A 17394-nucleotide genomic window follows, 5' to 3' on the forward strand; every position below is an offset into this window, starting at 1 on the left:
TGGCGGCGCGTCAGCGCACCTCGCCACCCGCTGCGGTTAGATCGATGATCCGATCACGCTCATAGCGCATAACTCCAGGCATTTCGGCCAACCGATCGATCGTCAGGCCGAAATAATTGGGGAGCTTGCCGATCGGCCGATAGGCGGCCGGGCGGATCGGCACATCCTTCAGCCGGCCGTCCACGCTCATCGCCGGCGTCGCGGGCTGGAGCTGGAAATTGAACGCTATGATGCCTTCGGTCTGCGCTGCATCGACTTCCGCCGGGGGTACCTTCACCGCGATCGCCCCCATGTCGACGATTTCGCCGGCACGCGCCTCGAACGATACGCTTCCCATGCACAGGCAGGTGCCGACGGCCGCGCCGTTGGGGATCACGGTGATAGGACCGTAGATGCGATATGTGCCGGGAGTCACGGCATGGAGATAAGTCGAGGCGCCGCCATCCTGTTTCGCGAACCGGTTCATCGGTCCGATCGAAACGCCGGTCATCAGGCCGAAGGGGGTGAACTCAAAATTCTCCTCGGTCGGCTCGACCGGCTTGTCGGGCACCGTGAAACCCGCGCTCGATCCCCGCTGGCGCGCGTCGGCAGCAAGGGCCTTCGCCTTTTCATAACTCGCCAGCTTCTTCACATATTTCCCGCGCGCCTTGGTCAGGGCATCGGCGCGCATCCTGTCATAGGCGGCCTGATCCTCAGCGCTCGGCACCCTCATCAGGTGAAGCGGCATCGCGGCGTCGGAACGCAACAGGATATAGGCTTGCGCCTTGTCCAGCGTCACCGCCGGCTTGTCCTTGATCGCAGAACTGGTCACGAAGACCACATCCTTATCCTTGGCCATGGCGGGTGCGGCCAGCAGCAAAGCGGCAGCTGCGACGAACAATTTCGGCTTCACAGTCCCAGCCCCTTCGTCGTCGGTGTGTGAGATGAGGCGACGAGCGCCTGTTGCATCAAGTAGCGCTGCCGGTCGGTCTCGCTGACGCTCGAGAGTCCCTCTTCGAAATTAAACGGTTCCCAGAGCTCCTTCGACAAGCCGTAGCGTTCGTAACCCTTGAAATTCATGCATTTTCGCATGTTGACCCGGCGTAACCGGCGCTTTTCAGCCGACCCGAAGATCGCCATGGCCATGGCATTGCCGATCGCCCCGCCGACCGCACCGGCCATGGTTCCGGCATAGGGATATGGCGCCTGCTGATAGGTGATCCCGCTCGAGAGGCCACGCGCATAGCCGTCACATTCGCTGATATCGGCATAAGCGGTCGCGAAGTCGGTACCCGGCCGATTGAAATAATAATATTTGTCGAAACTCTTCTCGTCCTCCGGTGTCGCCTGGAAAGCGAGCTCGGGCATCGCGACCTTCGCAACGTCTTCTTCGGCAAGCGTGATCATGCCGAATGGCGACGCGCTGTCCTGCAGGACGGCGGCTGGGGTCGAGATCGGGGCCTTGGCGGTTTCAACCGCTGGTGCTTCGGTCACAGCAGCATCCTGAGCCCAGGCGGCGCTCATCGGCGCAAATCCCATGGGCAGTACCAGCGCGGCCGACAGGCACGCACCAATCATCGATCGCATCAACACTCTCCCCCGCCACCCGGAGAATCGCGAGCAGCCACGGCTGAGTATCTAACCGCCGATACTATGCTGACAAGACGGTCTCAGTGCGTGAGATGGGCAGACCTTGCCGCCGCCCCGCTCAAGCCAGCGCCTTTTTCAGCAGCTCGTTCACGACTTGCGGATTGGCCTTGCCCGCCATCGCCTTCATCGTCTGGCCGACGAAGAAGCCGAACAGCGCTTCCTTGCCGCCCTTATACTGGTCGACCTTGTCGGCATTGTCGGCGAGGATCTTCGCGATCGCTTCATCGATCGCGCCGGTGTCGCTGGTCTGCTTCAGGCCCTTTTCCTCGACGATCTTCGCGGGATCGTCGCCGGTTTCGAGCATGATCTCGAACACCTGCTTCGCCAGGGTGCCGGACAATGTGCCGTCGGCCACCAGCTTGAGCAATTCCGCGCCCTGCTTCGGCGAGACCGGGCTGTCCTCGACATCCTTGCCCAGGCGGTTGAGCGCACCGAACAGGTCGGAGATCAGCCAGTTGGACGCGGCCTTCGCCATCTTCGCATCGCCGCAAGCATCGAGCAGCGCCTCGTACCAGCGCGCCGTTTCGGCCTCTGCGGTGAGCACCGCGGCGGCATAGGCGGTCAGGCCCAGTTCGGTTTCGTAGCGCTTGCGCTTGGCGTCGGGCAGTTCGGGCAGGCTGGCGCGGCATTCCTCGAGAAACGCGTCGTCGAGTATGAGCGGCAGCAGATCCGGATCGGGAAAATAGCGATAATCATGCGCATCTTCCTTCGAGCGCATCGAGCGGGTCTCGTTGCGGTCGGGATCGTAAAGCCGCGTTTCCTGGACGATCTTGCCGCCGGATTCGAGCACGTCGACCTGGCGATTGGCCTCGATCTCGACCACCGCCATCACGAAGCGCACCGAATTGACGTTCTTGGTCTCGGTACGCGTGCCGAACGGCTCACCCGGCTTGCGGACCGACACGTTGACGTCGGCCCGCATCGAGCCTTCTTCCATATTGCCGTCGCACGAGCCGACATAGCGCAGGATAGAGCGCAATTTCTTGACATAGGCGCCGGCCTCGGCGGGCGAACGCATGTCGGGTCGCGAGACGATCTCCATCAGCGCGACGCCCGAGCGGTTGAGATCGACATAGGAGCGCGTCGGATGCTGATCGTGCATCAGCTTGCCGGCATCCTGTTCGACATGGATACGCTCGATGCCGATCGTCTTGACCGCGCTGTCGGGATCCTTCTCGTCGAGCGTCACCTCGATCGTGCCCTCGCCCACCAGCGGATGATAGAGCTGCGAGATCTGATAGCCCTGCGGCAGATCGGCGTAGAAATAATTCTTGCGATCGAAGCGCGACCATTTGTTGATCTGCGCGTCGATGGCCATGCCGGTGCGCACCGCCTGGCGGATGCATTCGCGGTTGGGAACCGGCAGCATGCCGGGCATCGCGGCATCGACCAGCGACACCTGCGTATTGGGTTCCGCCCCGAACGCGGTCGCCGCGCCCGAAAAGAGCTTGGCCTGACTCGTGACCTGCGCGTGGACCTCGAGGCCGATCACGACCTCCCACTCGCCGGTTGCGCCCTGAATTCGATAGCTGCTCTCAGTCATGTCTTCGCTGTCTTCCCGTTCGCTTGCGCAATGGCTGTTCCGGGATGGGCGCCTTGCCCGTCATTTCCCGCCATGTGCGCCGCGATCCACGCCAGATACCTTCGATCACCACCTCGCCGATAAAGTCGAAGACGATGTCGACGAGGAAACTCACCTTACCACCATTGCTCCGGCCGCGCGGTGAAGCCCGCGCGCTGCTCGATCGCAAGGCCGGCATCGAGCACGCTCTGCTCGTCGAGCGCCTTGCCGATGATCTGCAGGCCGAGCGGAAGCCCCTGCCCGTCCAGACCGCCGGGCACCGACATGGCGGGAAGCCCTGCCAGCGAGCTCGGCACAGTGAACACGTCGTTGAGGTACATCGACAGCGGATCCGCCGATTTCTCGCCCAGCGCGAACGCTGCGGACGGCGCAGTCGGGGTCAGCAGCAGGTCGCAGCTTTCCCATGCCTTGTCGAAATCGCGCGCGATCAGCGTGCGGACCTTCTGTGCCTGATTATAATAGGCATCGTAGAAACCGGCCGAGAGCACATAGGTGCCGATCATGATGCGGCGCTTCACTTCGGCGCCGAAGCCGGCGGCACGGGTCGCGGCATACATGTCCTGCAGACCCGCATTGTCGGGCAGGTCGCGCAGCCCGTAGCGCACGCCGTCATAGCGAGCGAGGTTCGACGAGGCTTCCGCCGGCGCGATGATGTAATAGGCGGGCAGCGCATATTTCGTGTGCGGCAGCGAGACTTCGACCACCTCGGCGCCCGCGTCCTTCAGCCAGGCAATGCCCTGTTCCCACAGCGCCTCGATTTCGGCGGGCATGCCGTCGACGCGATATTCCTTCGGAATACCGACCTTCTTGCCCTTGAGATTGCCCGACAGGCTGCCGGCCCAGTCGGGCACGGGCAGGTCGAGCGAGGTCGAGTCCTTGGGGTCGAAGCCGGCCATGGCGCCGAGCATGATCGCGCAGTCGTTGACGTCGCGCGCCATCGCGCCCGCCTGGTCGAGCGAGCTGGCAAAAGCGACGACACCCCAGCGCGAGCAGCGGCCATAGGTGGGCTTGATGCCGGAGATGCCGACGAACGCGGCGGGCTGGCGGATCGAGCCGCCGGTGTCGGTGCCGGTCGCTGCGGGGCAGAGCCGCGCAGAGATCGCCGCCGAGCTGCCGCCCGACGAACCGCCGGGGGCAAGCGCGGCATTGCCGCCATCGTTGCGGCGCCAGGGCGAGATCACATTGCCGAAAGCGCTGGTCTCGTTGGAGGAGCCCATCGCGAACTGGTCGAGGTTGAGCTTGCCGAGCATGCCCGCGCCCGCCGCCCAGAGATTGGCGGAGACGGTGGATTCGTACGTCGGCGTGAAACCGTCGAGGATGCCGCTCGCCGCGGTCGTCGGCACGCCTTCGGTGCAGAACAGATCCTTCATGCCGATCGGCACGCCGGACAGCGGCTTGAGCTCGCCAGAGGTGCGCGCGGCGTCGGCCGCGTCGGCCGCTTTCAGCGCATGATCGGGCGTTTCGACGAGAAAGGCGTTGAGCGGCTTGGCCGCGGCAACGCGGTCGATAAAGGCCTGCGCCACTTCGCGCGCCGAGAAATCGCCGTCGCGGACGCCGTCGCGGATACCCGCGATGCCCAGGTCGGTCAGTGCGGTCGTCATTCGATCACCTTCGGAACGGTGAAGAAGCCATGTTCGGCCTGGGGTGCGTTCGCCAGCACGCGATCGCGGACATTGCCGTCGGTCACGATATCCTCGCGCAGGCGCAGCGTATTGGGGATGACCGCCGTCATCGGCTCGACATTGGCGGTGTCGACCTCTCCGAGCTGTTCGATCCAGCCCAGGATGTTGTTGAGCTCGGGCGCAAGCGCCTCGGCTTCCTGATCGGTCATCGCGATCCGCGCGAGGCTCGCGATCTTCTTCACGGTTGGGATATCGACTGACATGGCATTCCTGATGATCGGATCGGCTGAAGATCCGAAGCGCGGCTAGCATCCACGCCGCACCGCATCAAGCGAAGAGGCTATTCGAACACATCGCCGACCGGATTCCCGTTCACAAAGACCTGGCGTCGCCCGATGTTGCGGATTTCGATCGCGCCGCGCGCAATGGCTTCGCCGGCCAGTCGGTTGTGCGTCTTCACCTCATCGCTGGTCTTGCCGCCATAGGAATAGTCCGTCGTGGGCGGCTGCTCCCAATTGCCGCTCGCCGAAAGCCGCCGAACGTCGACGTCGGGCGAGCACGCTTCGCAGGTATAGGACACCAGCACGGCAACCGTATCGCCGGGCTTGTAGAGCAAGGCATAAGCCCGCTTGTCCGCCTGGCCTGCATAGCGGTCGAAGCGGCTGAAGGATTCGAGAAGCCCCTGTGGCAACGGCACTTTCTCCGGGACGATGCGCAACTCGCGCGCCATGCGTTCGGCCCTGGCCCTGCCGTCCTCATGCCGGGAAAGCGCCCAGCGATCCTCTGCCTTCGACGCCAGCGCGGCAGCCGTGCGGATCCTGGCATTGCCGCTCTTCGTCAGTCGATCGACCGCTGCCTTGCCCGGGTCGCCGAAATCGAAACGCAGCGCCGCCCAGTCGAATTTATCCGGGGACACACGCCCGCTTTGCAACCGCGCGACCTGATCGCACGTCGAGATCGCGTTGAAACTCAGGATCGGCAGCGCGAGGAACAGCGCAAGTCCACACAGGCCGAAGGCAAGTTTCAGATTGGCTGGCCGGACATGCCTTGCCCAATCCATCCGGCCGCGAACGAGCGCGACCAGATAGGCTAGACCAAAGGCACTGGCGACGATGACGAAGGTCAGCGCCCAGAGCCGGTCGGGCGTGAAACCATATTGCTGGATGCGCGCGCCCGTCGAGATCGCCGCGATCGCGGCAAGCGGCAGCATCGCGAGCGCGAGCGCCATCGCGCCCCAGCGCAGCGGCGGAAAACGGCTCTCATCCTCTTCGCTGTCGCCGATCACCACATTGGCCAGGATCAACGCGCCGACCACGCAGGACAGCAGGATCGGCGTCGTCGCCTTGGTCGCGTCCCACAATGCCGACAGCCCGGTGAACGGCAGGCTGGCGAGGAACAGCAGCAGTCCCGCGCCCAGCACGGGCGCGAGCACGCCGAGAAGCGCCACGACCACCTTCAACAGCAGCCGCGTGATCCCGTCGCGCTTGCGGAATACACCGACCGCAGCGCCAAGCGAGGTGCCGATCAGCAGCAAGACGAACCATTGTTCATCGAGCGCGTCGCGGATCAGGCGGATCCCGATCAGCGAGAACAATTCCGACAACAACAGAGTCAGCAGGAACACGACCCCGACAAACGCCGCCGAGGCGAACCAGATCACCACATTGGTCCAGGCATGGCCATGGACCTCGGCATAGGGGAAGCGCAGCGTGCCGTGATCGCGCGCGGTCTGGATCAAGGGCGCGGCGATCGCGATCGACAGAAAGGCGCAGACCATCCGCCAGCCTTCCGCCTCACTCCAGTCGTCCGGCGCGCCATTCCACCAGCAGATCGCAGCGAGAATCAACGCGGAGATCGCGGAAAAGGCGAGCGACGATTGCCAGCGCACACGCTCCAGCGTGTAGGCGAGCAACACCGCGAAGCAGCCGACGAACATCGCGGCCGACATTTGCCAGCTCGCCCACGCCGTGCCGCTCCGGTCGTCGCCCAGGATCAGATGGATCGAGAGGCCCGCAACCGCACCCAGCCCGGCCAGCAGCCATGGCCGCCACGCCCAGTCATCGCTTCGTTCGATCACATCGTCCATGGCTGGCTCTCCACCTTTGCCGGGAGCCTAACCGGTCATGCGCGAAAGGCGTCATGGATTTTCAATGGTGAATTGATGCAGCCCGCCGCGATTGCATCCTTCGCATCCAGCACTAATGGAAATCGCATTGCCCGGCGGCGCAATCTATGTTGCACTGCACAATGGAGACTCCCCGTTGGCCCGGAAATTCCTTTATGTGTTTGCGACCCTGATCGTGCTCGCGATCGCCGCCACCTTCGCCTATCGCCTGTTCGGTGTGCAGATGATGCGCACCGCGATGGTCCCCAGCGCAGATTTCCGCGCGCTGCCCGCGGCCGATGCCGGCGCCTATGCCGATCGCAAGATGTGGCTGGCCCGCCCCGATATCGCGCAGGGCAATCCGGCGCTGTGGACACCCAAGGGCTTCGCCCCTGCGCCCAGCCCGCGCGCGGCCGTCTTCTTCGTCCATCCGACATCCTATCTGAACCGTGCCGCGTGGAACGCGCCGCTCGACGATGCCGAAGCCAATGATCGCGCAACGCTGTTCCTGCGCGGACAGGCCAGCGCATTCAACGAAGCCGGCGCGATCTGGGCGCCGCGATATCGTCAGGCGACGTTCGGCGCTTTCCTGACCGGCAAGGCGGAGGCGGACAAGGCGCTCGACCTCGCCTATGGAGACGTGCTCGCGGCATTCGACCAGTTCGTCTCGGCGATCCCTGCCGATCAGCCGATCATCCTTGCCGGGCACAGCCAGGGCGCATTGCACCTCACCCGGCTGTTGCGCGAACGCGTGGCGGGCAAACCGCTCGCCGCACGGATCGTCGCCGCCTATGTGGTGGGCTGGCCGGTCTCGCGCACCGTCGACCTGCCGGCGCTCGGCCTTGCCGAATGTACCGCGCCCGATCAGACGGGATGTCTGCTAAGCTGGCAGAGCTTCGCCGAACCTGCCGAGCCCGACGCCGTGCTCGACACCTATAACAACAGCACCGGTTTCGACGGCAAGGCGCGTGCGGGAACGCCGATGGTCTGCACCAATCCCTTGACCGGCTCGCGTGGCGGCGGGGCGCCCGCCACGCTCAATCTCGGCACGCTGGTTCCATCCGCCGATCTCAAGACCGCGTCGTTGACGCCCGCCGCGGTGCCGGCGCGCTGCGACGAGCGCGGCCTGTTGCTGATCGGCGACCCGCCCGAACTGGGCCCCTATGTGCTGCCCGGCAACAATTACCATGTCTACGACTACAGCCTGTTCTGGGCGAATGTCCGCGCCGATGCGGCACGGCGGCTGGCGGCGTACAAGGGCTGATGATCACCACCGATTCGCACGTCTTCCATGATGCCCTGCCCGATGGCGGCCGGCTGGTCGGGCTCGACCTCGGCACCAAGACGATCGGAACCGCGCTGTGCGACGCGGGATGGAGCTTCGCCAGCCCGTCGGGAACGATCCGCCGCAGCAAATTCTCGGCCGACAAGGCGGCGCTCGTCGCGCTGATCGCGCAACAGCATGTCGCCGGAATCGTGCTCGGCCTGCCGATCAACCTGGACGGCAGCGAAAGCCCGCGCAGCCAGTCGACCCGCGCCTTTGCGCGCAATATCGGTGATCTCGGCCTGCCGATCCTGCTTTGGGACGAACGCTGGTCCACCCAGGCGGTCGAGCGCGCGATGATCGAGGCCGATCTCAGCCGCGCCAAACGCGCCGAACGGGTCGACACGCTGGCGGCCGCGCATATCCTGCAGGGTGCGATCGACGCGCTGGCCAGCGGGAGCGGATCGCTGACCTGACCGGCGTCAGAGCCCGGTGACGATCACGGTTTCCTTGAACGGCACTTCCATCACCACGACGCCGGCCTCGTCGATCACTTCGATCCGGCAAAGCAGGCACAGCCGCCCAGCGGTGATCTCACCGGCCATGATGCCGCGCGCGAGCCGAATCGCAGTTTCGCGCACCGTGTCGAGATCGTCGAATTCCTCGCCTTCGACATCGGGCGTCAGCGTGCCGCATTCGTAGAGATTGAAAAAATATCGAGCCATGCGCATTCCCGACAATGATGAAACATATTCGCCTGTGTGACCGGCCACTTAGCTGCCCGCGCATGCGCGGGCAAAGCCTGATAGATCGAATATGACATGGATCGCGATCATATCGGGCCTGCTGCTCGTCAACATCTTCGCCTTCATCCAGTTCGGCCGCGACAAGGCGCGTGCGCGCGCCGGACAACGGCGGATATCCGAAGCCGACCTGCTCTTTGCGGCCATGATCGGCGGAACGATCGGCGCCTATGCGGGGCGCGCCCGATTTCGCCACAAGACCAGGAAAGAGAGTTTTTCGATAAAACTCCACCTGATCGCGATGGTCCAGGCCGGCATTCTCATCGGGCTTGGCTGGGCCTGGTTCGGAGCGCCTTGAACTCGCCGATCAATCGGCCTAATCGCGGCCTTTAATGCCAGCACCCACACCCTTCCCGCCCACCGGCCTCACCGGTGCGGCGCAATTCCCGCACAGGCACCTGACCGGTATTTCCGGCCTCCAGCCCCACGAAATCGCGTTCCTGCTCGACGAAGCCGAGCAATGGGTGGATCTGAACCGCCGCGCCTCGAAACATGACGATCGGCTGGCCGGCCTGACGCTGATCAACGCCTTTTTCGAGAATTCGACGCGGACATTGCTCAGCTTCGAGATCGCGGGCAAGCGGCTGGGCGCCGATGTCGTGAACATGCACGCCGCGCAGTCGAGCGTGAAGAAGGGCGAGACGCTGATCGATACGGCGATGACGCTCAATGCGATGCGCGCCGACATCATCGTCATCCGCCATTCCAGCTCGGGCGCGGTGCAGCTCATCGCCGACAAGGTCGATTGCCCGGTGCTCAATGCCGGTGACGGCTGGCACGAACATCCGACCCAGGCGCTGCTCGACGCGCTCACCATCCGCCGGCGCAAGGGACGGATCGCCAATCTGCGCGTCGCGATCTGCGGCGACCTGCTCCACAGCCGGGTCGCCCGGTCCAACATCCTGGCGCTGACCGCACTCGCCGCCGAAGTGCGCGTGATCGCGCCGCCCACGCTGATGCCGCCCGCGATCGAGCGGATGGGCGTCACCCCCTTCACCGATTTCGACGCGGGCATCGCCGGTGCCGACGTCGTGATGATGCTCCGCCTCCAGAATGAGCGGATGGCCGGCGGCTTCATCCCCTCGCCGCGCGAATATCACGCGCTTTACGGTCTTACGCTCGAACGGCTCGAACGGGCCGCGCCCGATGCGCTCGTCATGCATCCCGGACCGATGAACCGGGGTGTCGAGATCGACAGCAACGTCGCCGACGATCCCGTCCGCTCGGCGATCACCGAACAGGTCGAGATGGGCGTCGCCGTCCGCATGGCCTGTCTCGACGTGCTGACGCGCCAACGCCGGGGCCTGGAGGGATGGGCATGAGCGCGCGCGCCGTCATCAATGGAGCCGATGGCCAGGCCGTGCTGATGCGCGATGGCATTATCGAAGCGATCGGCACGATCGCGGTTCCGGCAGGCGCCGAAGCCCTCAATGCGAAGGGCGCGTTGATCGCGCCGGGCATCATCGATCTGGGCGTGTTCGCGATCGACAAGCCTGCCTGCCGTGCGGGCGGAATCGTCCGCGCCGCGCTGATGCCCGATCAATCGCGACCACTCGACGATCCGGGCCTGATCCAGCGCGCGGCCGACAGCGGCAAGCCCGATCTCTGGGTCCACCCCATCGCCGCCGCGACGCGCGGACTGGCGGGAGAGGATCTCGCGGAATTCGCGACGATGCGCGACAGCGGCGCACAGGCGGTCGCGACCGGCCGCGGCTGGATCGCGGATTCGGGGGTGATGCGCCGGGTGCTGGCCTATGCCGCGCCGCTCGGCCTGACCGTCATCGTCCATGCCGAGGATGGGGGACTGACGGGCAATGCCGTCGCGACGTCGGGCGAGACCGCGACGCGCCTTGGCTTGCCGAGCGCGCCTGCCATTGCCGAAGCGATGGCGATCGCGCGCGACCTGGCGCTGGTGGAGGATACGGGCGCCGCGATCCACTTCCGCCAGGTGACGACCGCGGCGGGCTTCGCGCTGATCCGTGCGGCAAAGGCAAAGGGTTTGCCCGTCACCTGCGGCATCACGCCGGCGCATCTCTATCTTTCGGACATCGCCGTTTCCGATTTCCGAACCTTTGCGCGCCTCTCTCCGCCACTGCGCGCCGAAAGCGATCGTCAGGCCGCGCTGGCCGCCCTGGCGGACGGCACGATCGACGTGCTGTGTTCAGGCCATGATCCCCGTGGCCCCGAGGACAAACGCCTACCTTTCGCCGACGCGGCGCCGGGCATGGCGGGCGCGGAGACATTGCTCGCCTTGGGGCTGGGGCTGGTCCGCGACGAGCATATCGCCCTGCCCCGCCTGTTCGAGCTGCTTGCGGCCAATCCCGCGCGCATCCTGGGCCTGGAAACCGGAACGCTGAGCATCGGCGCGCCCGCCGACCTGATCCTGGTGGAACCCGATGCGCCATGGCGCATCGATACGGCCCGCATGACGGCGCGCGCCGGCAACACGCCGTTCGACGGCATGCCGGTACAGGGCCGCGTCACCGCAATGATCAAGGGCGGCCAACCCATCGGTTGACCGCCCTGTCTGTCCGGGAACGGACTTGGATCTGCTAAAAGCGCTCAGCGTGCCGCGAGACGCATCCCGCCAGCGGCCCGCATCGCCCATTGCGACTGGGGCTGTCCGCTGTCGACACGGACGAAACAGCTGCCGCCATTCGCCTTGACGCGTGCGCAAACCGCATTGGCGGCGTTGCGCGTAGCGAATCCGCCAGCAGCGACACGGTGGAGCGTTGCCGAACCCGAACGGAAGGATTCGCCGTTCGGCGGATAATCGGTGAGCGAACCATAGCGACCCACCGCCCGCTTCCAGGCGGCTTCCGCCTTGGCAGGCGTCGAGAAGGCGCCAAGCTGCACGACGAAACGGCCGCCAGTGACGGCATGCGCGACGGCGGCCTGCTTGACCGGACCATTGCTCGCACGGATGAGCCCGGCAGGAACGGCTTGCACGATTTCCCGGCTGGGCGCGAACACCACCTGGCGGAGCGTTGCGGCTTCGGCGACCTGCACCGGCGCGGCATCCTGCACGGGAACGGACTCCGACGCCGGGGTCGCGTCCGCGCTTTCCGCAGCAGTCGGGGCGAACATCTGTTCCGGGCTCGCAGCGGCCAGTGCCTGCCGCTCCGGTCCGGCATCGGGCGCCAGCGCCAGACGCTCGGGCTGGCCACGATCGAGCACGGCCTTCACACCGAGCAGGCTCGCCACCTGATCCCAGCTGTTGCGCGGCTGAGCGAAGCTCGCCCAATTGGCAAGACGGCCATCGACCTCATTGGCGGGAACATCCTGCTCGGCAATCGCGCGCGCGCGCGTCCAGTCACCCGCCAATGCATAGGTCAGCGCCAGATTCTGGCGGGTCTTGCCCGAAGCCCCCTCCGCACGTGCCGCGGCTTCGAGCATCTCGACCGCGCCGTGAATGTCGCCGGCCAGCGCCAGCGCCAGACCGTGATCGGCGACGGGCACCGAATTGGCGGTCTTCTCCAGCGTGTCGCGCGCAATGTCGGGGCGGCCCAGCGCGATCTGCGACAAAGCGAGGCTCAGCGCGGCACGGCCATTGTCCGGATCGAGGCGCAGCGTGTCGAGAAACGCGGTTTCCGCGGAAACGAAGCGACCGCCGGCCAGATAGGCCTGACCGAGCAGCATGCGATAGGAGGCCTGGCGCGGCTGGGCGGCGACCGCCGCCTCCGCCGCCGCGATCGCCGTCGCGAAATCATTGGCCTTCAACGCCTTTTCCGCCTTGGCGGCCGACGATGCGGCCCCCTTGGACGAACCGCCCATGTCGGACGCGGATGCGATCGCCATCTTCTTGGCGGCGGGATTGCAACCGACCAGCGTGGCGCCGAGCACCAATGCCGATCCGGCAAGCTTGAGGACGAGAATCTTGTTCATCTCAGTAAACCCCATTTCCCTTAGCGGGTCGCACCCGGAACCTTGCGGGCGAGTTCGTCGATTTCAGGCAGAGTGGCGAGAAACTGGTCGAGCGCGTCGGTGACGATCGATTGCGCCGATTCACGGCTGATCGCACAGGCCAGGCGCAGTTTCAGATGCCGCTCGGGATCGAGCCGCAGCGTGAAGGCCGCCTTGCCCTTGCGGCTCTTTGCCGCCTTGTGCGCGCGCTTCACCGCAACGATCGGAACCTTGCGCGTCGCCAGCACGGCCGCCGGGGCGGCCTCAGGCACGGCCAAGGCCGGCTCCATTTCGATCGCGGGCTCGGCATAAGCGGGTTCCGCATCGAACGACGCGTCGTCGAACTCGACCTCGGCCTGTTCGACCGACACCAGCATTTCGGGTGCGTGGAAATCCTGTGGCGCGAGGCTCAGTTCCTCGGCCAGTTCCTCGCGCTGGAGCACCACGGGGGGCAGGTCGTGCGCGGGCTCGGGATGGACATCCTGGTGGATCGGAACGGGGTGACGCATGTCGTGCCCCATGTCGTTCCAGCCGAGATCGTCATGCCCGTTGAAGGGATTGCCGAAGCTGCCGAAACCCTGGGGACGCATGGCAGGCTTGGCCTGCCCCTTGCGCGCGAGCAGGGTGGATGAAAGCGATGCGAGTGGCTTTGGTTCGCCCATGATACCCTCCCCTTACTGGCCGACGACGCGGCGGCCGAAACCACCTGCCGGCCGGGGAGCATTATATGGATGGCCGAGCGACGGCGCGCTGAACACCGTGCGCCTGAAATTCTTCTCCAGCCGATCGGACACATAGGTCCAGAGTTCGACGACTTCGTTCGCGGACCGGCTCTTGGGGTCGACTTCCATCACGGTGCGACCGTCGATCATCGACGCGGCGAAATCGGTGCGGTGATGCAGCGTGACCGGGGCGACGGTGCCGTGCTGCGAAAGCGCGACGGCGGCTTCATACGTGATCTTGGCCTTGGGAGTCGCGCCGTTGACCACGAAGATCAGCGGCTTGCCGGCGCGTTCGCACAGATCGACGGTCGCGCCGACCGCACGCAGATCGTGCGGGCTCGGACGCGTCGGGACGACGATCAGTTCGGCGACGGCGATGACGCTCTGGATCGCCATGGTGATGGCGGGCGGCGTATCGATCACCGCCAGTCGGAACCCCTGCTGGCGCAGCACTTCGAGATCGGATGCGAGGCGGGCGACGGTGGTCTGTGCAAAGGCCGGATATTCAGCCTCGCGCTCGTTCCACCAATCCGCGAGCGAGCCCTGCGGATCGATATCGATCAGCACGACAGGGCCGGCACCGGCGCGTTGCGCCTGCACGGCGAGATGACCCGACAAGGTGGTCTTGCCCGATCCTCCCTTCTGCGATGCAAGTGCAAGAACGCGCATAGATTCCCCTCGGCTCGAATTCCCGGATCGGCCAATCGCATGTTGAGCGCTAAAATCTGGTTAACGATGCGAAAGCTGTTCCGCGGATCGTTCCGCTTCAAACCATGCTGAATTTTGTGCTAATAACCGCTTAGTAAATTGTGCTTACACTGATCCGCCGTGACGATTTTCAGGGGTTTGGGCAGATGCGGTTCGTGGGGATGATGGGATTGGGGCTGGCATTGGCAAGCCTGGCGGCGCCGGCGATGGCGGACGTCAAGGCCGGCGTCGATGCCTGGCAACGCGGCGATTATGCCACCGCCGTCAAGGAATGGCGTCCGGCCGCGATCGCGGGCGACGCCGATGCGCAGTTCAACCTAGCACAGGCCTATAAGCTGGGCCGCGGCGTGCCCGCGCCCGATCTGAAACAGGCAGAGGCCTGGTATCAAAAGGCCGCGATGCAGGGTCATGCCCAGGCCGAGGACAATTACGGACTGATCCTGTTCCAGAACGGCAGCCGCAAGGAAGCGCTGCAATGGATCCGGAAATCGGCGGATCGCGGCGAGCCCCGCGCGCAATATGTGCTGGGAACCGCGCTGTTCAACGGCGATCTGATCGACAAGGACTGGATCCGCGCATATGCGCTGATGACCCGCGCCTCGTCCGCCGGCCTGCCCCAGGCATCGAGCACGCTTGCGCAAATGGATCAATATATCCCGCTCGATCAGCGCCAGAAGGGCACCGCGCTTGCGCGCGATCTCGAATTGCGGGCTGCCAAGCCGCAGATGCAGATGTCGGCGATCGCCTCGGCGGATCTGCCACCGTCCAGCGCCGCTCCTCAGCGCCCGGGCACAAGCTATCCGCCACCGGGCGAGGCACGCCCCGCCGCTCCGCCGCCGCCCGCAGTGGTGAAAGCGCCGGCCAGGCCCGTTGCAGTTGCCGCCGCACCGACACCCACGCCCTCGCGCAGCGGTGCATGGCGCATCCAGCTGGGCGCATTTGGCGAGCATGGCCGCGCCAAGGCGCTATGGACATCCCTTGAGCGCAACATCAGCGGCCTTGGGGCGCTTCAACCCTTTCTGGTGAAGGCCGGCGCGATCACCAAGCTGCAGGCCGGGCCGTTCGCGACCAAGGCCCAGGCCGAAAGCCAATGCACCGCGGTCAAGCGCGCAGGTCAGGCCTGTCTGGCTGTGAAGGCTTAGCGATCGGAATTTACGCCTGTCGCTCCGGCTTTCGCTGGAGCGACAGATCGTTGAAAGCCGTCCCGTCAGCTCACCCAATCGCGCCGCGCAATGCCCTGCGCGTAGAGCAGCGCGGTGAGATCGCCGTGCAGCACGCGGGCATCGGCCGCCGCCGCAGCCTTTTCCTTGGCATGATAGGCGATACCGAGCCCGGCCGCCTCGATCATCGGAATGTCGTTGGCGCCGTCGCCCACCGCCAGCGTCCGTTCGACGGCGACACCATGTTCGGCCATCGCCGCCAGCAGCGCCTCTCGCTTCGCCTCCGCGCCGATCACCGGGCGCTGCACGGTGCCGTCGAGCCGTCCGTCCGACGTGCCCAGGCGGTTCGAGATCGCACGATCGAAACCGATCGCTGCGGCGACGGGATCGGCGAAATGCGTGAAACCGCCCGACACCAGCACCGCGGTAGCGCCGCGCGCGCGCATCGTGCGCACCAGCGGCTCGGCGCCCGGCATGATGCGGACACGCTCGCGATAGCAGGTTTCCAGAACGCCGACCTCCATGCCCTTGAGCAATGCGACGCGCGCATCGAGCGCCGCTTCGAAATCGAGTTCACCCTGCATCGCCCGTTCGGTCACCGCCGAGATCTCGGCGCGCAGACCGGCATAGTCGGCCAGTTCGTCGATGCATTCGACGGTGATCATCGTCGAATCCATGTCGGAGATGATCAGCGCCTTTTCGCGCAGCGCCTCGCGCTGGACGATCGTGTCGGTCCGCGCGATCTGCCCCTCGATCGCACGCCGCGCCGCGACCGGATCGCCGGTGAATGTCAGGTCGAACGCCCGTTCTGCGTCGATCCAGCGCCCCTCGCCCGGCTCGCAACCGGCTGCGCGCAACCGATCCGCTGCATCGACGGTATCGCCCGCGGAAAGACCGTCGGCTATCAAGGTAACGATGAACAAGACTCGGCTCCCGCGCCCAAAACCGGTCGCGCTCATTGCAGGCCCGACCGCCAGCGGCAAGTCGGCATTGGCGGTTCGCCTCGGCCGGATGCAGCCATCGGTGGTGATCAATGCGGATTCGATGCAGGTTTATCGTGACCTGCGTCTCCTGAGCGCACGCCCGGCGGCGGACGAGATGGACGATATTCCCCACCGCCTGTTCGGCCATGTCGATGGTGCGGAGGCCTGTTCGGCGGCACGCTGGGCAACCGATGCACGCGCGGAGATCGACGCCGCGCACGCAGCAGGACAATTGCCGATCCTGGCGGGCGGCACCGGACTCTATCTGCGCACCCTGCTCGACGGCATCGCCCCCGTGCCCGAAATCGATCCGGCGATCCGGTCGGCGGTACGCGCGCTGCCCGTCGCCGCCGCCCATGCCGCGCTGGCGATCGAGGATCCGGCCGCCGCCGCCCGGCTTGCGCCGGCCGATACCAGTCGCGTCGCGCGCGCGCTCGAAACGGTCCGTTCAACGGGCCGGCCGCTCGCCGCCTGGCAGGCGGAACGCAGCGGCGGGATCGGCAGCGATATTCGCCTGGCCGCGGTCGTCCTGCTGCCGCCACGCGAATGGCTGTTCGAACGGATCGACAGACGCTTCGATCAGATGATCGCGCAAGGCGCGATCGACGAAGTCGAAATGCTGCTCGCACGCGGGCTCGATCCCGCATTGCCGGTCATGCGTGCGATCGGCGTACCGGAAATCGCGGCCTGGCTAAGGGGCGAGATCGACCGCGATGCCATGGCCGAACGCGGGCGCATCGCCACGCGTCAGTATGGAAAGCGCCAATATACCTGGTTCTCGCGCCAGCCGCCGCCCGAATGGGAGCGACATGACGCGCAACCTGATGACAATTTTATCTCTCATATCGCAATTAAATTACACAACTATGCGTTGACAGATTAATTTCTTATCTCTAGCCAGCCCGCTTGCTTTC

19 protein-coding genes are annotated in these 17394 nt (G+C 65.5%); 7 read left to right on the forward strand and 12 right to left on the reverse strand.

The genetic code is table 11. The annotated features are described in order from the left end of the window. Positions 1–10 precede the first annotated feature (10 nt). The 7 genes from AC3WN8_RS01415 to AC3WN8_RS01445 all read right to left on the reverse strand — a co-directional run bounded on the left by AC3WN8_RS01415 (position 11) and on the right by AC3WN8_RS01445 (position 6919). Complete coding sequence (locus AC3WN8_RS01415; protein ID WP_492667585.1) at positions 11–892, reverse strand: hypothetical protein; 882 nt, start codon at positions 890–892, stop codon at positions 11–13. Continuing rightward, the gene (locus AC3WN8_RS01420) at positions 889–1566 is read right to left on the reverse strand and encodes a hypothetical protein (RefSeq protein ID WP_492667586.1); all 678 of its coding nucleotides are present in this window, start codon (positions 1564–1566) and stop codon (positions 889–891) included. The genes AC3WN8_RS01415 and AC3WN8_RS01420 overlap by 4 nt, the downstream gene beginning before the upstream one ends. 121 nt (positions 1567–1687) lie before the next feature. Next, positions 1688–3172 (reverse strand): Asp-tRNA(Asn)/Glu-tRNA(Gln) amidotransferase subunit GatB, encoded by a 1485-nt coding sequence (gene gatB, locus AC3WN8_RS01425; RefSeq protein ID WP_492667587.1) that lies wholly within the window; start codon positions 3170–3172, stop codon positions 1688–1690. Beyond that, complete coding sequence (locus AC3WN8_RS01430; protein ID WP_492667588.1) at positions 3165–3326, reverse strand: hypothetical protein; 162 nt, start codon at positions 3324–3326, stop codon at positions 3165–3167. The genes gatB and AC3WN8_RS01430 overlap by 8 nt, the downstream gene beginning before the upstream one ends. A 1-nt stretch (position 3327) precedes the next feature. Next, positions 3328–4812 (reverse strand): Asp-tRNA(Asn)/Glu-tRNA(Gln) amidotransferase subunit GatA, encoded by a 1485-nt coding sequence (gene gatA, locus AC3WN8_RS01435; RefSeq protein WP_492667589.1) that lies wholly within the window; start codon positions 4810–4812, stop codon positions 3328–3330. Continuing rightward, the gene (gene gatC / locus AC3WN8_RS01440; RefSeq protein WP_492667590.1) at positions 4809–5096 is read right to left on the reverse strand and encodes an Asp-tRNA(Asn)/Glu-tRNA(Gln) amidotransferase subunit GatC; all 288 of its coding nucleotides are present in this window, start codon (positions 5094–5096) and stop codon (positions 4809–4811) included. Before gatC ends, gatA begins: the two co-directional genes overlap by 4 nt. Before the next feature lie 77 nt (positions 5097–5173). Beyond that, the gene (locus AC3WN8_RS01445) at positions 5174–6919 is read right to left on the reverse strand and encodes a DUF4153 domain-containing protein (protein WP_492667591.1); all 1746 of its coding nucleotides are present in this window, start codon (positions 6917–6919) and stop codon (positions 5174–5176) included. A 175-nt stretch (positions 6920–7094) separates the two neighbouring features. Here AC3WN8_RS01445 and AC3WN8_RS01450 point away from each other — a divergent pair, with 175 nt between their 5' ends. After that, positions 7095–8201: a DUF3089 domain-containing protein gene (locus AC3WN8_RS01450; RefSeq protein ID WP_492667592.1), complete on the forward strand. Its 1107-nt coding sequence runs from the start codon at positions 7095–7097 to the stop codon at positions 8199–8201. Further along, positions 8201–8677 (forward strand): Holliday junction resolvase RuvX, encoded by a 477-nt coding sequence (gene ruvX / locus AC3WN8_RS01455; protein ID WP_492667593.1) that lies wholly within the window; start codon positions 8201–8203, stop codon positions 8675–8677. The genes AC3WN8_RS01450 and ruvX overlap by 1 nt, the downstream gene beginning before the upstream one ends. Before the next feature lie 6 nt (positions 8678–8683). Here the strand turns inward: ruvX and AC3WN8_RS01460 are convergent, their stop codons facing one another. Next, positions 8684–8926: a DUF6894 family protein gene (locus tag AC3WN8_RS01460; protein WP_492667594.1), complete on the reverse strand. Its 243-nt coding sequence runs from the start codon at positions 8924–8926 to the stop codon at positions 8684–8686. Between the two features lie 91 nt (positions 8927–9017). On the opposite strand from AC3WN8_RS01460, the gene AC3WN8_RS01465 reads away from it, so the two are divergent. From AC3WN8_RS01465 to AC3WN8_RS01475, 3 genes are read left to right on the forward strand one after another with little or no spacing between them, the layout of a single operon-like run. Further along, positions 9018–9302 (forward strand): DUF1294 domain-containing protein, encoded by a 285-nt coding sequence (locus AC3WN8_RS01465; RefSeq protein ID WP_492667595.1) that lies wholly within the window; start codon positions 9018–9020, stop codon positions 9300–9302. Positions 9303–9336: 34 nt separating this feature from the next. Next, positions 9337–10326 carry an aspartate carbamoyltransferase catalytic subunit gene (locus tag AC3WN8_RS01470; protein WP_492667596.1) on the forward strand — a complete coding sequence of 330 codons (990 nt, stop codon included), beginning with the start codon at positions 9337–9339 and terminating at the stop codon, positions 10324–10326. After that, entirely contained in the window at positions 10323–11522 is a 1200-nt protein-coding gene (locus AC3WN8_RS01475) for a dihydroorotase (RefSeq protein ID WP_492667597.1), read from the forward strand. Before AC3WN8_RS01470 ends, AC3WN8_RS01475 begins: the two co-directional genes overlap by 4 nt. A gap of 44 nt (positions 11523–11566) precedes the next feature. Here AC3WN8_RS01475 and AC3WN8_RS01480 read toward each other — a convergent pair whose 3' ends face one another. Genes AC3WN8_RS01480 through AC3WN8_RS01490 form a run of 3 tightly spaced genes read right to left on the reverse strand, consistent with a single transcriptional unit; the run spans position 11567 to position 14298 of the window. Further along, positions 11567–12889, reverse strand: coding sequence for an SPOR domain-containing protein (locus tag AC3WN8_RS01480; RefSeq protein WP_492667598.1), 1323 nt, complete (start codon positions 12887–12889; stop codon positions 11567–11569). Between the two features lie 20 nt (positions 12890–12909). Then, positions 12910–13569 carry a hypothetical protein gene (locus tag AC3WN8_RS01485; protein WP_492667599.1) on the reverse strand — a complete coding sequence of 220 codons (660 nt, stop codon included), beginning with the start codon at positions 13567–13569 and terminating at the stop codon, positions 12910–12912. A 12-nt stretch (positions 13570–13581) separates the two neighbouring features. Further along, positions 13582–14298: an AAA family ATPase gene (locus AC3WN8_RS01490; protein WP_492667600.1), complete on the reverse strand. Its 717-nt coding sequence runs from the start codon at positions 14296–14298 to the stop codon at positions 13582–13584. Between the two features lie 185 nt (positions 14299–14483). Between AC3WN8_RS01490 and AC3WN8_RS01495 the strand changes: the two genes are divergently transcribed. After that, entirely contained in the window at positions 14484–15479 is a 996-nt protein-coding gene (locus tag AC3WN8_RS01495) for an SPOR domain-containing protein (RefSeq protein WP_492667601.1), read from the forward strand. 65 nt (positions 15480–15544) lie between these two features. Here AC3WN8_RS01495 and serB read toward each other — a convergent pair whose 3' ends face one another. Continuing rightward, positions 15545–16420 (reverse strand): phosphoserine phosphatase SerB, encoded by an 876-nt coding sequence (serB, locus tag AC3WN8_RS01500; protein WP_492667602.1) that lies wholly within the window; start codon positions 16418–16420, stop codon positions 15545–15547. Here serB and miaA point away from each other — a divergent pair. Next, the gene (gene miaA, locus AC3WN8_RS01505; RefSeq protein WP_492667603.1) at positions 16413–17363 is read left to right on the forward strand and encodes a tRNA (adenosine(37)-N6)-dimethylallyltransferase MiaA; all 951 of its coding nucleotides are present in this window, start codon (positions 16413–16415) and stop codon (positions 17361–17363) included. The genes serB and miaA overlap by 8 nt on opposite strands. Positions 17364–17394 lie beyond the last annotated feature (31 nt).

Source organism: Sphingobium sp. FW305-3-2-15-F-TSA7 (assembly GCF_058787155.1).